Origin of the sequence: Pseudomonas sp. (assembly GCF_030690725.1) — a bacterium.
Classification (GTDB): Bacteria; Pseudomonadota; Gammaproteobacteria; order Pseudomonadales; family Pseudomonadaceae; genus Aquipseudomonas.
In genome coordinates this window covers 1-14,017 of the sequence record NZ_JAUYGD010000054.1, presented here as the reverse complement: position 1 = coordinate 14,017, position 14,017 = coordinate 1, and the positions used below count along the sequence as shown (strand labels likewise).

At 62.6% G+C, this 14,017-nt stretch carries 11 protein-coding genes, 1 pseudogene and 1 riboswitch; of the genes and pseudogenes, 6 read left to right on the top strand and 6 right to left on the bottom strand.

Annotation, left to right across the window (positions count from 1 at the left end; genetic code table 11):
• Positions 1-46: 46 nt before the first annotated feature.
• The 3 genes from hldE to Q8O69_RS13760 all read left to right on the top strand — a co-directional run bounded on the left by hldE (position 47) and on the right by Q8O69_RS13760 (position 4,083).
• The gene (gene hldE, locus Q8O69_RS13770) at positions 47-1,468 is read left to right on the top strand and encodes a bifunctional D-glycero-beta-D-manno-heptose-7-phosphate kinase/D-glycero-beta-D-manno-heptose 1-phosphate adenylyltransferase HldE (RefSeq protein WP_305592881.1); all 1,422 of its coding nucleotides are present in this window, start codon (positions 47-49) and stop codon (positions 1,466-1,468) included.
• A 110-nt stretch (positions 1,469-1,578) separates the two neighbouring features.
• Positions 1,579-2,862 carry an acyl-CoA dehydrogenase family protein gene (locus tag Q8O69_RS13765; RefSeq protein WP_305592880.1) on the top strand — a complete coding sequence of 428 codons (1,284 nt, stop codon included), beginning with the start codon at positions 1,579-1,581 and terminating at the stop codon, positions 2,860-2,862.
• A gap of 12 nt (positions 2,863-2,874) precedes the next feature.
• Positions 2,875-4,083 (top strand): acyl-CoA dehydrogenase family protein, encoded by a 1,209-nt coding sequence (locus Q8O69_RS13760; RefSeq protein WP_305592879.1) that lies wholly within the window; start codon positions 2,875-2,877, stop codon positions 4,081-4,083.
• A 203-nt stretch (positions 4,084-4,286) separates the two neighbouring features.
• On the opposite strand, the gene Q8O69_RS13755 is transcribed toward Q8O69_RS13760, so the two are convergent.
• The 4 genes from Q8O69_RS13755 to Q8O69_RS13740 all read right to left on the bottom strand — a co-directional run bounded on the left by Q8O69_RS13755 (position 4,287) and on the right by Q8O69_RS13740 (position 7,615).
• Positions 4,287-5,162 carry a metal ABC transporter ATPase gene (locus tag Q8O69_RS13755; RefSeq protein ID WP_305592878.1) on the bottom strand — a complete coding sequence of 292 codons (876 nt, stop codon included), beginning with the start codon at positions 5,160-5,162 and terminating at the stop codon, positions 4,287-4,289.
• 63 nt (positions 5,163-5,225) lie between these two features.
• Positions 5,226-6,044 carry an aldo/keto reductase gene (locus Q8O69_RS13750; RefSeq protein WP_305592877.1) on the bottom strand — a complete coding sequence of 273 codons (819 nt, stop codon included), beginning with the start codon at positions 6,042-6,044 and terminating at the stop codon, positions 5,226-5,228.
• Positions 6,044-7,216 carry an FAD-binding oxidoreductase gene (locus tag Q8O69_RS13745; RefSeq protein WP_305592876.1) on the bottom strand — a complete coding sequence of 391 codons (1,173 nt, stop codon included), beginning with the start codon at positions 7,214-7,216 and terminating at the stop codon, positions 6,044-6,046. Before Q8O69_RS13745 ends, Q8O69_RS13750 begins: the two co-directional genes overlap by 1 nt.
• A gap of 66 nt (positions 7,217-7,282) precedes the next feature.
• Positions 7,283-7,615 (bottom strand): multidrug efflux SMR transporter, encoded by a 333-nt coding sequence (locus Q8O69_RS13740; protein ID WP_090249763.1) that lies wholly within the window; start codon positions 7,613-7,615, stop codon positions 7,283-7,285.
• Positions 7,616-7,702: 87 nt separating this feature from the next.
• Between Q8O69_RS13740 and Q8O69_RS13735 the strand changes: the two genes are divergently transcribed.
• Positions 7,703-8,587 carry a LysR family transcriptional regulator gene (locus Q8O69_RS13735; RefSeq protein WP_305592875.1) on the top strand — a complete coding sequence of 295 codons (885 nt, stop codon included), beginning with the start codon at positions 7,703-7,705 and terminating at the stop codon, positions 8,585-8,587.
• A gap of 54 nt (positions 8,588-8,641) precedes the next feature.
• Positions 8,642-9,925, top strand: coding sequence for a lipid IV(A) 3-deoxy-D-manno-octulosonic acid transferase (waaA, locus tag Q8O69_RS13730; RefSeq protein WP_305592874.1), 1,284 nt, complete (start codon positions 8,642-8,644; stop codon positions 9,923-9,925).
• Positions 9,926-10,021: 96 nt separating this feature from the next.
• On the opposite strand, the gene Q8O69_RS13725 is transcribed toward waaA, so the two are convergent.
• Together Q8O69_RS13725 and Q8O69_RS13720 are read right to left on the bottom strand one after the other, a co-directional pair.
• Positions 10,022-10,120, bottom strand: coding sequence for an excalibur calcium-binding domain-containing protein (locus tag Q8O69_RS13725; protein ID WP_305592873.1), 99 nt, complete (start codon positions 10,118-10,120; stop codon positions 10,022-10,024).
• A gap of 671 nt (positions 10,121-10,791) precedes the next feature.
• Entirely contained in the window at positions 10,792-12,237 is a 1,446-nt protein-coding gene (locus Q8O69_RS13720) for a TolC family outer membrane protein (protein WP_275960525.1), read from the bottom strand.
• Positions 12,238-12,458: 221 nt separating this feature from the next.
• A riboswitch (TPP riboswitch) is annotated at positions 12,459-12,565 on the top strand.
• A 95-nt stretch (positions 12,566-12,660) separates the two neighbouring features.
• Here Q8O69_RS13720 and thiC point away from each other — a divergent pair.
• Positions 12,661-13,989: pseudogene (gene thiC / locus Q8O69_RS13715) on the top strand (phosphomethylpyrimidine synthase ThiC); the annotation flags it as partial.
• Positions 13,990-14,017 lie beyond the last annotated feature (28 nt).

Sequence of the window (14,017 nt, the reverse complement as noted above, 5' to 3'; positions counted from 1 at the left end):
ATGTTATGATTTGCGGCGACTCGTTTTAGCCGCTTCTGGAGTGTTTATGAAATTGTCCATGCCGCGTTTCGACCAGGCCGCCGTTCTGGTGGTGGGCGACGTTATGCTCGACCGGTATTGGCATGGCGGCACCTCGCGGATTTCTCCGGAAGCGCCGGTGCCGGTGGTCAAGGTTGAGCAGATCGAGGATCGCCCAGGCGGTGCCGCCAACGTCGCGCTCAACATCGCTGCCCTCGGTGCGCCAGCTACATTACTCGGCGTGACGGGTGAAGACGAAGCTGCCGAAAGCCTGCGTAACAGCCTACAAGCAGTTGGCGTGAAAACTTTCTTTCAAACGATCAAAGACCAGCCAACCATCGTTAAGTTACGGGTGATGAGCCGTCACCAGCAGCTGCTGCGCATGGACTTTGAAGAGCCGTTCCGCACCGACAGCGCGGCACTTGCCGCCAGCGTCGAAGCGCAGCTGGATGGCATCAAGGTGCTGATCCTCTCGGATTACGGCAAAGGCGCGCTGCAGAACCATCAGGCACTGGTGCAGCTGGCGCGCAGCAAGGGTATTGCCGTGCTGGCTGACCCCAAGGGTAAGGATTTTTCCATCTACCGTGGCGCCAGCCTGATTACACCCAACCTGCACGAGTTTGAAACCATTGTCGGTGCATGCCGCGATGAGGCCGAGCTGGTGGCCAAGGGTGCGGCGCTGATGGCCGAGCTGGAGCTGGGCGCGCTACTGGTGACCCGCGGCGAGCACGGCATGACTCTGCTGCGTCCAGAGCATCCGGCGCTGCACCTGCCAGCGCGTGCCCGCGAAGTGTTCGATGTGACCGGTGCCGGCGATACAGTGATTTCCACCCTGGCCGCCAGCCTGGCCGCCGGCGAAGATCTGCCGCATGCCGTCGCTTTGGCCAACCTGGCCGCCGGTATTGTGGTCGGCAAACTGGGTACTGCGGCGATCAGTGCGCCGGAACTACGCCGCGCGATTCAGCGTGAAGCCGGCTCCGAGCGTGGTGTACTAAGCCTTGATCAGCTGCTGCTGGCCATCGAAGACGCCCGCGCCCATGGCGAGAAGATCGTCTTCACCAATGGCTGCTTCGACATCCTGCATGCCGGGCATGTGACCTATCTGGAGCAGGCGCGTGCGCAAGGTGATCGACTGGTGTTGGCGGTGAATGATGATGCCTCGGTCAGTCGTCTGAAAGGCCCGGGTCGGCCGATCAACGCGGTGGATCGGCGTATGGCCGTGCTGGCTGGCTTAGGGGCGGTGGATTGGGTGGTGAGCTTCAGCGAAGACACCCCGGAAAACCTGCTGCGTTCAGTCAAGCCCGATGTGCTGGTCAAGGGCGGCGACTACGGCATTGAGCAGGTGGTCGGCGCCGACATCGTCACCGCTTATGGTGGCGCAGTGCGGGTGCTGGGCCTAGTGGAGAACAGCTCGACCACCGCCATCGTCGAGAAGATCCGCAGCAAGTAAACGACCAGGGCGACTGGCTGCTTTGCCAGTCGCTGGCGTCGGCGCGGTCATAGGCGCTTGCCCCGAGCGCGCGCATGATCATCGGCATCCCCCGCATGGAGCGAGATGCCATGACTTCCGACGTACAGGGCCGTGCCCTGGCAATGCTCAACCGGGTCGCCCAGGCTGACTGGCCGGATCGCTTGAAGCTGCGCAAACCCTTTGAAAAACTCATCTATAACGGCAGTCGTGCGAGCTTTCGTGCGGCCGCGCAGCGCGCGGGCAAAGTTGCCAAATTGCCGCGCCCGGCTGACCCCGATGCCTTGTTTGATCTGTCGCTCTCCGATGAGCAGCAGATGCTGGTGGAGATGCTCGAAGCCTTCGCCAGCGAAGTGCTGCGCCCGCTGGCCCATGATGCAGATGAACAAGCCGCGCTGCCGGCCGCCTTGCTCAACCAGGCGCATGAGCTGGGGCTGACCCACTACGCGGTGAGTGAGGCCCAGGGCGGTATGGCGGGCGAGCGCACCACCTTGAGTAATGCGCTGATTGCCGAAGCACTGGGCAAGGGCGATTTGTCTTTGGCTGCGGCATTGCTGGTGCCGCTATCAGCGGCCAACTGCATCCGCCGCTGGGGCAATGCCGCGCAGCAGGCGCGCTGGCTGCCGGCCTTTGTTAGTGAGGAGCCGGCGCCGGTGATGGCCATTGCGGTCAATGAACCGACGCCGTTGTTTGACCCGCACAAGCTGGCGACTCGGGCGCGCAAGCGTGGCAAGCATTACGTACTCAGCGGTGAGAAGAGCCTGGTGCTGCGCGGCCTGGATGCCAGCCAGCTGATCATCGCCGCGCAGGCTGCGGATGGCCCGGCGTTGTTTATTGTCGAGGCCGGCGCCAAGGGCCTGCAACGCAGCCCGCAACCGGCCATGGGCCTCAAGGCCGGCAGCACGGCGCGCGTTCGGCTCAATAGCGTCAAGGTGCCGGTTGAGGCGCGACTGGCTGCGGAGCATTTCAACTACCAGAGCTTTCTCGATTACGCCGGGCTGGCCTGGTGCGCCCTGGCGGTGGGTACGGCGCAGGCCGCGCTGGAGTATGTGGTGCCGTACTGCAATGAGCGGTTGGCCTTTGGTGAGCCGATCAGTCATCGCCAGGGCGTGGCTTTTATGGTCGCGGACATGGCCGTGGAAATCGATGCCATGCGCCTAATGGTCTGGCGCGCCTGTGCCCGTGCCGAGCAGGGTTTGCCGTTTCAGCGTGAAGCCTATCTGGCGCGCCTGCTGTGCAGCGAGAAGGCCATGAAGATCGGCACCGACGCTGTGCAATTGCTCGGTGGCCACGGCTTTACCAAAGAACATCCAGCCGAGCGCTGGTACCGCGATTTGCGTGCGCTGGCAGTTATGGCCGGCGGTCTCCAGCTTTAAGGGCGCCTCAACATGAATCTGGAAACCCCAAAGAAATTCCGTGGCTTGGTCAATCAGGCCCATCAGGTGGCGGAGAATTACTTTCGCCCGCTTTCACGTAAGTACGACAAGGCCGAGCATGCCTATCCCAAGGAGCTGGACCTGCTCGCGGCGCTGCTCGATGGCATGAACGCCGGCTCGCCGGACGCCATCGGCGCCACCTCGGCGAGCAAGCGCGGCGCGGCCCGTGAGCAGCAGGAGGGCATCAAGAATGGCGGAAATATATCTGCGCTGCTCGGGGTGATGGAGCTGTGCTGGGGCGATGTCGGTTTGCTCCTGGCCATGCCGCGTCAGGGCCTGGGCAATGCGGCGATTGCCGCGGTGGCTAATGATGAACAGCTGGCGCGTTTCGGCGGCACCTGGGCGGCCATGGCGATTACCGAGCCGGGTTGCGGCTCGGACTCGGCGGCGATTCGCACCACGGCGATCAAAGATGGCGATCACTACGTGCTCAACGGCGAGAAGATCTTTGTTACCTCTGGCGAGCGTGCCGATGCGGTGGTGGTCTGGGCCACCCTGGACAAGAGCCTCGGCCGTGCGGCGATCAAGTCCTTTGTGGTTGAGCACGGCACACCGGGCATGACGGTGACTCGCCTAGAGAAGAAGCTTGGCATCAAGGCTTCGGATACGGCCTCGATCAGTTTCAGCGATTGCCGCGTGCCGGCGGCCAACCTGCTCGGCAACCCGGAAATCGATGTGCAGAAAGGCTTTGCCGGGGTGATGGAAACCTTCGACAACACCCGCCCGCTGGTCGCCGGCATGGCGGTGGGCGTGGCCAAGGCGTCGCTGGATCGTACCCGTGAGCTGCTGACGAAGGTCTGCACGCTGGATTACCGCAAGCCACTGCTGAGTGTCACGCATGCCGAGGCGACCCTCTATCGCCTGGAGGCTGAATGGGAAGCCGCGCGCCTGCTGACCCTGAAAGCCGCCTGGATGGCCGACAACAAGCTGCCCAACTCCAAGGAAGCCTCCATCGCAAAGGCCAAGGCCGGGCGGGTGGCCAACGAGGTGACGCTGAAGTGTGTCGAGCTGGCCGGCGCCTTGGGCTATGGCGAGGATGAGCTGCTGGAGAAGTGGGCGCGCGACTCGAAGATTCTCGACATCTTCGAGGGCACCCAGCAGATCCAGTTGCTGATCGTCGCCAGGCGCTTGCTGGGCAAGAGCTCCAGCGAATTGAAGTAGTTGTTCACGCGGGCTGGATGAGTCTAGCCCGTCTGCCTGAAATCCCTTTTTGCCCTGCTTAGGTGGGGCTTTTTTGCGTCTACGCCAGTCAGTTGTAGGGTGGATGGCGCTTCACCCATCCACCGATACGCGGTAAAGGTGGATGAAAAGAGCGTCATCCACCCTACGGTTTTGGCCGTTGCAGATTGCCTCTGCGGCTGCGTTCAAATGCCTTGCAGGCTTAGCCAATCCTTCCAGCGAATGCGCTCCTCGCGCACCAGCCAGCCATCCTGTGGCGCAAAGCTTTCGGCCAGCCATAGACCGCGGGTGCTGGCGGGTGACAGTTGACCTTGCTTAAGGGTCAGCAGCTCGGCGGTCGGTCGGCCTTGGTCCAGCGCAATCAGAAACAGATCGGGGCGGGCGCGGTTGAGGCGGGCGATCAGTTGGCCATCTTCTAGGTGCTCGTCGACATGCAGCAGGCTGAGCTGCCGCGTTTCCTTGGGCAGATCCAGGCGCAGGTCGTAGACCAGCTGCAGCGAGGCGGTTGGCAGGTGCACGTAAGCGCGCGGGCGTTCGAGAAGCTTGAGGTTGCCACACTGCACCGGCCGCGCGGCGCCGGACAGCGAGTTGAGGCTGAAGTGCGCGGTTTCCCGGTAGTGCAGGCTGCTCTGGTAGGGCGTCGGCAGCCAGGTGTCGCCAAAGCGTCCGCTTAGCCAGCCTTCCGGCGTCTCCAGCAGACATTCTTCGGCCACTTCCTGAATTGCGGTCAGCAGCGGCAGGTTGAGTTCATGGGCCGGCACGTAACCGGAGATCAGCTTGAGTACCACATCGCCGCGATCCGCGCGGCGTTGACGTACCAGCACCCAGTATTCGCGGCCCTGCCAGCAGAGGGTCAGGCGCACCGAAACGCCTAGGTTGGCCAGCTCCACGGCAAAGCGCTGGGTGTCGGCCACGCTTACCGGTTTGCGCTTCTCCAGCATCTGCGCAAAGTTCAGCGGCATCCCCAGGCCCTGATAGCTCAGCCCTTCCGGGCTGGCTTCGACAAACAGCTGCAGGGTCTTGAAGTTGCTCGGGTCTTTGCGGATCAGGGTGCGCGGCATGGCAACTCCTCGCGGGCATGGGCATGGCCTGAGAGCTTGGCACAGATGGGCGGGCGTGAACGCTTAGGCAATATCCTGAATTACAGCGGCGGCGGTAGCGACGTTGTGCGCCAGGTGCTGCGGATTGATGGTGCCGATGATCGCGCTGCAGGCGCCTGGGTGGCCGAAGATCAGCTCGAAACTGGCGCGCACCGGGTCGACACCCGGCGCCAGGCAGGCGTGGCCGCTGGCCAGGGCCTTCTTGATCAGGATGCCTTTGCCGTGCAGTTCGGCGTAGTCGAGCACGGCCTGCTCGGCCTGCTCATTGAGGTTGTAGGTGACCATCGCGCAATCACCCTGCTCAAGGGCCAGCAGGCCGCCTTCGACGGTTTTGCCGGAGAGGCCGAAGCCGCGAATCTTGCCCTCGCGCTTAAGCTCAGCCAGGGTTTCGTACACGCCGCTATCACGCAGAATGGCCGCATCGTTGCCGTCGGAATGCACCAGCACCAGGTCGATAAAATCGCTTTCCAGACGCTTGAGGCTGCGCTCCACCGAGAAGCGCGTGTGCGCCGGGCTGAAGTCGAAGTGCGACTGGCCATTGTCGAACTCTTCGCCGACCTTGCTGACAATCACCCACTGCTGGCGCTGGCCGCGCAACAACGGGCCGAGGCGGGTTTCGCTGGTGCCGTAGGCGGGTGCGGTGTCGATCAGATTGATGCCCAGGTCATGGGCCTGGGCCAGCAGTTCGCGGGCGGCGGCGTCATCGGGGATGGTGAAACCGTTGGGGTATTTCACCCCTTGATCACGGCCCAGCTTGACCGTGCCCAGGCCCAGCGGCGAAACCAGCAGCTCGGTGGCGCCCAGTGGGCGATGCAGGTTGTGCAGGCTGTGCAGTGGATGCATCAGAACAGTTCCTCCCAGGCGGGTGGGGCGACGGTCGGGCGCGGCAGTGCGGGCAGTGGCGCGTGCTGCGCCGGTTGAAGGCCATCGCGGGCCAGCGCCGCCAGCACGCGGTCGGCAAAGTCCGGGGCTAAGGCCAGTTTAGTCGGCCAGCCGACCAGCAGCTTGCCTTGTTCGTGGAGGAAAGCGTTGTCCGGGCGCACCAGGCCGGACTGTGCCGGTTCGGCGCGCTCCACCCGCAGCGTCGCCCATTGCGCGGTGGACAGATCGACCCAGGGCAGTAACTCGCTTAGCTCTTTCTGCGCGGCCTGGATTTGCGCCGCCTCATTGCGGGCTACGCCATCGGCTTCGGCCAGATCGCCGCCCAGGTACCAGACCCATTGGCCATCGGCGGCCGGGTGGGTAGTGATGGTCACGCGCGGCTTCGGTCCGCCGCCCAGGCAGTGGGCGTACAGCGGTTTCAACGTTGGACCTTTGACCAAGACCATATGCAGCGGGCGCAGTTGCTGTGCGGGTTGGCTGAGGTCGAGGGCGCTGAGCAGCTCGGCATTGCCACGCCCGGCGCTGAGGATGATGCGTTGTGCGCGAATCTCGCGGCCGTCGATGATCAGGCCGACCAGCTCGCCATTTTCCCGTAGCGGTTCGATGCGCTCGGCAGCCAGCAGGCCATCGCCGGCCAGCTCGCTGAGACGGTTGATCAGGCTCGGTACATCCAGCACCAGTTCGGCCAGGCGGTAGACTTTGCCCTTGAATTTCGGGTGTTGCAGGGCGGGTGGCAGTTGCTCGCCCTTGACCTGATCGACGCGGCCGCGCACCGCCTTGCTGGCAAAAAAACTGGTGATATTGCCGGCCAGACTACCGGGCGACCACAGGTAGTGGGCATCGGAGAGCAGGCGCACGCCGACCAGATCCAGCTCGCCGTTGCCGCTCAGGGCTTCGCGCCAGCGCCGCGGCATATCGGCGATGGCTTCGGAGGCACCGGTCAGCGCGCCGTGCAGGGCGTATTTGGCGCCGCCATGGATGATGCCCTGGGATTTCACGCTTTGCCCGCCGCCGAGGCGGGCGTTTTCCACCAGCACGGTGGCAAAGCCCTGACGGCGCAGGCGCGCATTCAGCCAGAGGCCGGCGATGCCGCCGCCCACGATCAAAACATCAGTGCTTAACGCCTGGGACATGCATGTGTCTCACCGGGAAAACAGGCGCGCAGTATAACCCGCTCGCGCTAGCGCGCCTCCCTCGGCTCAGTGGCCGACACTCTGCGAGAACAACTGGATTACTACGACGCCGGCGACGATCAAACCCATGCCAAGCATGGCCGGTAGGTCCAGGCGCTGCTGGTAGAGAAACACCGCCGCGATGCTCACCAGCACGATGCCCAGGCCTGCCCATACCGCGTAAGCGACGCCGACCGGGATGGTCTTCACCACCAGGCTGAGCATCCAGAACGAGATGGCGTAGCCGACCACAACCAAGAGCAGGGGCAGAGGTTTGTTGAAACCATCCAGGGCCTTCATCGAGGTGGTGGCGATAACTTCGGCAGTGATGGCAATAGCGAGGTAGAGATAGCCGCCCATGATGTGGCCTCCATAGTGATCTGGCGGCCATTCTAGTGATCTGGCGGATGGGATAAAGTGATTGCCTATCTGAATTGGAGATGGGTTATGCAGTGGAGCCTGGAGCAGATTCGCCTGTTTGTCAGCGTCGCCGACGGCCAGTCGTTCTCCGCCGTAGGCCGGCAGATGCAACGCGCACAATCGGCGGTGAGCAATGCGATTGCCCTGCTGGAGGCTGATCTGGGCGTGCGCTTGTTCGAGCGCAGCAGTGGCCGTCAGCCACGCCTGACCGAGGCCGGCGCGGCTCTGCTGGAAGAGGCGCGCGAGGTGCTGCGCCAGTGTCAGCGTCTGGAAGGCCGTGCGCTGGGGCTGGTGCGCGGTGAAGAGGTGCGCCTGCGTCTGGCCCAGGATGAGGCCATGCCCTATCAGCCCGTACTCGACAGCCTGGAAGCGCTGGCTCAGCAATTCCCGCTGCTGGAGGTGCAGCTGGCCAGCGGCGCCCAGGGCGATGTGGCGCGCAAGCTGCTGGAGCACCGCGCCGACCTTGGCCTGCTGTTTCACCATGAGCAAATGCCCGACGCCCTGGAGCGTCAGCGCCTGGGCACCATCGAGATGGTTACTGTGTGCGGAGCCGGGCATGCCTTGGCGGGGGCCGGGCATGTCGACCGGCGTGAACTTGCGCGGCATCGGCAACTGCTGATGGCGCCGCAGGACAGCCATTACCCCGGCGGCGAGCAGCTCAGCCCGTCGGTCTGGCGTACCGACAGCTTCTACGCCATGGCCGAGCTGCTGATGCGCAACCTCGGCTGGGCCTGGCTGCCGCGCCATGTGGTGCAGTACCCGACCTATCAGAGCCAGCTGGTGGAGTTGAGCAGCGACTGGACGCCGCCGCCATTGGTGGTGGAGCTGGTTTGCCGGCGTGATGAGGCGCTGGGGCCTGCGGCGTTATGGTTGGCCGAGTGTTTTGCCCAGCATTTGCAGGCGATTGGCTGATGCGGGCCGGCGCATTACTCGACGGTATTGGCCAAAGTGCATAAGCTGCGCGCCATGAATAGAAGCCTCTACACCCTGCTGTTTCATCTCGGCTTACCGCTGGTGGCCGGGCGTCTGGCCTGGCGTGCCTGGCAGGCGCCGGCCTATGCCAAACGTATCGGCGAGCGCTTTGCGCTTGGTTTGCCGCCGCTCAAGCCCGGTGGCATTTGGCTGCATGCGGTGTCGGTAGGCGAAAGCATCGCCGCCGCGCCGCTGGTGCGTGAACTGCTGGTGCGCTACCCGCAGCTGCCGATCACCATCACCTGCATGACGCCGACCGGCTCGGAGCGTATTCAGGCGATGTTCGGCGGCGCGGAGTACGCAGGCCGCGTGCAGCATTGCTACCTGCCGTATGACCTGCCCTGGGCAGCCGCGCGCTTTCTCGACCGCGTGCAGCCCAAGCTGGCGGTGATTATGGAAACCGAGCTGTGGCCCAACCATATCCACCAGTGCGCCAAGCGAGGTATCCCCGTGGCGCTGGCCAATGCGCGGCTGTCCGAGCGTTCGGCCCGTGGCTATGCGCGGTTTGCCAACCTCACTGCGCCGATGCTGGCCGAACTGGATTTACTGGCCGTGCAAACGACGCTGGAAGCCGAACGCTTTCGCAGTCTGGGTGCGCGGCCGGAGTGCGTTGAGGTCACCGGCTCGATCAAGTTCGATCTGACGATTGATCCGGCGTTGCTTAACCGTGCCGCAGCCTTGCGTGAGCAATGGCAGGCCACGCAGCGCCCGGTGTGGATTGCCGCGAGCACCCATGCCGGTGAAGACGAGATCGTTCTCGCTACCCACCGTGAATTGCTCACGCACAACCCCGATGCATTACTGATTCTGGTGCCGCGCCATCCCGAGCGTTTCAATACGGTGTTCGAGTTGTGCCAGCGGCAAGGCTTCACTACCCAGCGCCGCTCCACCGGCGAAGCGCTGCTGGCGAGCGATCAGGTGCTGCTCGGCGACACCATGGGCGAGCTGTTGTTTCTCTATGCCCTGGCCGATATCGCCTTTGTCGGCGGCAGCCTGGTGGCCAATGGCGGGCATAACCTGCTGGAGCCGGCGGCGCTGGGTAAGCCGGTGCTGAGCGGGCCGCACCTGTTTAACTTTCTGGAGATTGCCGCGCAGTTGCGCGCTGCCGGCGCCTTGAGCGAGGTGGCGGATGCCGATGGTTTGGCCCAGCGAGTCGCGCAATTGTGGCGTGAGCCTGATGCAGCGCAGGCCATGCGTGATGCCGGGTTGGTGGTGATGCAGGCTAATCAGGGTGCGCTGGCGCGTTTGCTGGCTGGCTTGGGACGATTGCTCCGTTAGTCCATGCGCTGGGTTAAAGCATGGATTACTACCACTGGAGGCAGTGACTCTGATTCCAGTGATTTTATGCCGTTCGCGACAGAATCAGGTAAGCCGTTACCTGCACTGCCTTTCACAGGGTATGCCATCCCTGTCGCCATCTATATTCGGGTTTCCACACTGCGACAGTTGGTATTGCGCCTCAGCACAACTCATTTGGCCACACCACTTGAGCTTGCTGCAGTTAAAGCTACCGCCTGAAGATTCGGTTTGAGAAAACGTTGTCTGGCGCGTGGGCTGAGTGTCGGGTGCTGAATCTGTCGGCCCAGAATGACGCCATTCCCATGGGGGGATTTGGTCGGAGGCTGGCAATGCCCATATGCCAATTTGGCGATTCTTGGCCTCTGCTTCTACTACTAGCAGTGACTTGTCCGTTAGGTGCTTCGGATAAACCCAGGCGGCTCCTCTGCGAACGCTGCTCAGCGTTCACATCGAGACCATCCACCCGTTTAACCCGAGCCACTGTGCGGCCATAGCTGTCTGTATCTTGAACATCCAGCCTCACCATTTCACTGGATATCAGGCTGTACAAGGCCTTTCTAGCGCGGTCGCCTTAGGGTTGATTTAATTCGGGAGCATCAATCTCTGCAAACCTCACTTTCACTTGTTCATTCTCATCGGTGAAGCAGGTAAATGTATCGCCATCGTTAACATCAATTACTTTGCAGTTACCGGCAAACGTTATGGCGGGTACAAGGGCCAAAAATAAAAAAGTAAGCGGCTCACGTGGTCTCCGTTCATTGTTTTCAGTTCAGTGTTTTAAAGCCATTTGTACACAGTACATAAAAAAGCCCGCTGAATTCAGCGGGCTTTTTGTTGGGCCTAACTCAGTACTGCGGGTTGCCGCGCAGCTGGGCTTCGGCGGCTTTGGCCAGGTCCGGCGGGAGGAAGTCTTCATCCGGGTTGTAGTCGGATTTCAGGTACTGCTCCAGGGCGGCTAGGTCGTCCGGGCTGAGGGTTCCGGCGGCCTGCTTCAAGCGCAGGTTGTTGAGGATGTAGTCGTAACGCGCGTTGTTGTAGTTGCGCACCGAGCTGTACAGCTGGCGCTGGGCGTCGAGCACGTCAACGATGTTACGCGTACCGACCTGGTAGCCGATTTCGGTGGCTTCCAGGGCGCTCTGGTTGGAGATGATCGACTGCTTGCGCGCCTGCACGGTTTCCACGTCGGTATTCACCGCCCGGTGCAGGTTGCGGGTGTTTTGCACCACCTGACGGCGCAGGCTTTCACGCAGCTGCTCGGTCTGGTTCAGGCGCTGGTAGGACTCGCGCACCTGGGAGCTGGTCAGGCCGCCGCTGTACAGCGGGATATTCAGTTGCAGGCCAATCGAGCGTTGCTCGACATCACCGCTGAAACGCGCCTGACCGGGTGCGCCGGAGTTGCTGAAGCCGAGGCTGTCGTTGTCGCCTTTTTGGTAGCTGGCAACCGCGTCCAGAGTCGGGGCGTGGCCGGACTTACGCTGGCGCAGGGTTTCTTCGGCGGCTTCAACGGCGTAGTTGCTGGCTTGCAGATTGAGGTTCTGTGCGGCGGCGGTGTCGACCCAGGCCTTGGCGTCATTCGGCGTCGGCGCGAGGATCGGCAGGCTGTGCTCGATGCCTTCCAGCGCCGCGAAGTCGCGGTTGGTCAGGGTGATCAGGGCCTCGAAAGCGTCTTCCACCTGTTGCTGGGCGATGATGCGGTTGGCGCGGGCGGTGTCGAAACCGGCCTGGGCTTCCAGTACATCGGTCTTGTCCGACAGGCCGACATCGAAGCGCTCGTTGGCTTGATCCAGCTGGCGCTTGAACGCGGCTTCTTCGGCCTTGGTCGAGGCCAGGTTGTCCTGGGCGCGCAGTACCGCGAAGTAGGTTTCGGCGCTCTGCAGAATCAGGTTCTGCTCGGTGGCCGAGAGTTCCAGTACGGCTTGTTCGTTGGTCGCTTTAGCGGCCTGCAGCTGGAACCAGCGATCAGCGCGGAACAGCGGCTGGCTCAGGTTGGCCTGGTACACCATGCCGCTGCGCGAGCTGGTGTTGGCCGGCGAGTCGACCTGGGTACGGGTGTCGCTCAGGTTGGCGCCGGCAGACAGGTTCGGCAGCAGGCCCGCGCGGGCCTGGGGGACCACTTCGCTGCGCGCTTCATAATCTGCGCGGGCGGCGGCCAGGTCGGCATTGTTGGCGGCGGCTTCCTGGTAAACCGTGACCAGGTCAGTTTTGGTAGACAGCGGGGCTTGTTCAGCAGCCCAGGCCATTCCGTTGGACGCGGCGGCCACAGCGAGAGCCAGAGAGAGTCTGCGCAACATGGGTGTGATCCTGATTTTGGCGGTAATCGGCAAGGCTATAGGGGCGCTGCCTAGAGGGTCAAGATTTGTCTGGGGCTGAATGAGTGTAGATTGCAACAATCCATGGCGTGTTCTGCCTGTCGGGTTATTTGTAGTGGCTACCCTCGTCACTTTCCGACGCGCGGGTCATAAGAAATTGACTCCCGAGTTGGTTTTATTGGCTGGGGTTGATTAGACTGGCCGCGTTCTTGTCGGGGTGCCCCAATTGCGGGGCTGAGATTGGCAGCTGCCGGATCCCGTTGAACCTGATCAGGTTAAGGCCTGCGTAGGGAACAAGATGTGCTCGCCCTCCCTTCGGCGAGCCTCTGGCACCGCCCCTGGTGCGCCTTTCGCCGCTCATTCATCTCCAGGTTCGCTCCGACATATAGCCCTGGAGAGCCGCCGATGAGCACACAAGAAAAAAACCTCAATCCGATCCTGAGTGAATCTGCCCAGGTCGACCAGCAGTCGATCCAACCCTTCCCGCGGTCGCAGAAAGTCTATGTCCAAGGCTCGCGCCCGGACATCCTGGTGCCGATGCGCGAAATCAGCCTGGACGTTACGCCCACCGACTTCGGTGGCGAGATCAACGCGCCTGTAGTGGTCTACGACACCTCCGGCCCGTACACCGACCCCAAGGTCATCATCGACGTGCGCAAGGGCCTGGGCGATGTGCGCTCGCCGTGGATCGAAGCGCGTGGCGACACCGAGCGTCTGCCGGGCCTGAGTTCCAATTTCGGCCAGCAGCGCCTCGCCGATGCCGAGCTGACCAAGCTGCGTTTCGCCCACGTCAACAACCCGCGCCGCGCCAAGGCCGGGGCCAACGTCAGCCAGATGCACTACGCGCGCAAGGGCATCATCACCGCCGAGATGGAATATGTCGCCATCCGCGAAAATATGAAGCTGGAAGTGGCGCGCGAAGCCGGCCTGCTCGATCAGCAGCACGCCGGCCACAGCTTTGGTGCCAGCGTGCCGAAGATCATCACCCCTGAATTTGTTCGTGAAGAGATCGCCCGCGGCCGCGCGATTATCCCGGCCAACATCAACCACACCGAACTGGAACCGATGATCATCGGCCGTAACTTCCTGGTGAAGATCAACGGCAATATCGGCAACTCGGCGTTGGGTTCTTCCATCGAAGAAGAAGTGGCCAAGCTCACTTGGGGCATTCGCTGGGGTTCCGACACGGTCATGGACCTGTCGACCGGCAAGCATATCCACGAAACCCGCGAGTGGATCATCCGTAACTCGCCGGTGCCAATCGGCACCGTGCCGATCTACCAGGCCCTAGAGAAAGTCGGCGGCGCGGCCGAAGAGCTGACCTGGGAGCTGTTCCGCGACACCCTGATCGAGCAGGCCGAGCAGGGCGTGGACTACTTCACCATCCACGCCGGCGTGTTGCTGCGTTATGTGCCGATGACCGCCAAGCGCGTCACCGGTATTGTTTCGCGCGGTGGTTCGATCATGGCCAAGTGGTGCCTGGCGCACCATAAAGAGAACTTCCTCTACACCCATTTCGAAGACATCTGCGAAATCATGAAGGCCTACGACGTCAGCTTCTCGCTGGGCGATGGCCTGCGTCCGGGTTCGATTGCCGACGCCAACGACGAAGCGCAGTTCGGCGAGCTGGAAACCCTTGGCGAGCTGACCAAGATCGCCTGGAAGCACGACGTGCTGACCATCTTCGAAGGCCCTGGCCACGTGCCGATGCAGCTGATCAAGGAGAACATGGACTAGCTGCTGGAGTGCTGTGACGAGGCGC

Bases quoted from the DNA above. Each gene is read 5' to 3' on its own strand.
- Q8O69_RS13755 (WP_305592878.1), bottom strand. From the start codon at position 5,162: ATGCCGCGCACCCTGATCCGCAAAGACCCGAGCAACTTCAAGACCCTG.
- waaA (WP_305592874.1), top strand. From the start codon at position 8,642: ATGAATAGAAGCCTCTACACCCTGCTGTTTCATCTCGGCTTACCGCTG.
- Q8O69_RS13740 (WP_090249763.1), bottom strand. From the start codon at position 7,615: ATGGGCGGCTATCTCTACCTCGCTATTGCCATCACTGCCGAAGTTATC.
- Q8O69_RS13735 (WP_305592875.1), top strand. From the start codon at position 7,703: ATGCAGTGGAGCCTGGAGCAGATTCGCCTGTTTGTCAGCGTCGCCGAC.
- hldE (WP_305592881.1), top strand. From the start codon at position 47: ATGAAATTGTCCATGCCGCGTTTCGACCAGGCCGCCGTTCTGGTGGTG.
- Q8O69_RS13720 (WP_275960525.1), bottom strand. From the start codon at position 12,237: ATGTTGCGCAGACTCTCTCTGGCTCTCGCTGTGGCCGCCGCGTCCAAC.
- Q8O69_RS13760 (WP_305592879.1), top strand. From the start codon at position 2,875: ATGAATCTGGAAACCCCAAAGAAATTCCGTGGCTTGGTCAATCAGGCC.
- Q8O69_RS13745 (WP_305592876.1), bottom strand. From the start codon at position 7,216: ATGTCCCAGGCGTTAAGCACTGATGTTTTGATCGTGGGCGGCGGCATC.
- Q8O69_RS13750 (WP_305592877.1), bottom strand. From the start codon at position 6,044: ATGCATCCACTGCACAGCCTGCACAACCTGCATCGCCCACTGGGCGCC.
- Q8O69_RS13765 (WP_305592880.1), top strand. From the start codon at position 1,579: ATGACTTCCGACGTACAGGGCCGTGCCCTGGCAATGCTCAACCGGGTC.
- Q8O69_RS13725 (WP_305592873.1), bottom strand. From the start codon at position 10,120: ATGAGTTGTGCTGAGGCGCAATACCAACTGTCGCAGTGTGGAAACCCG.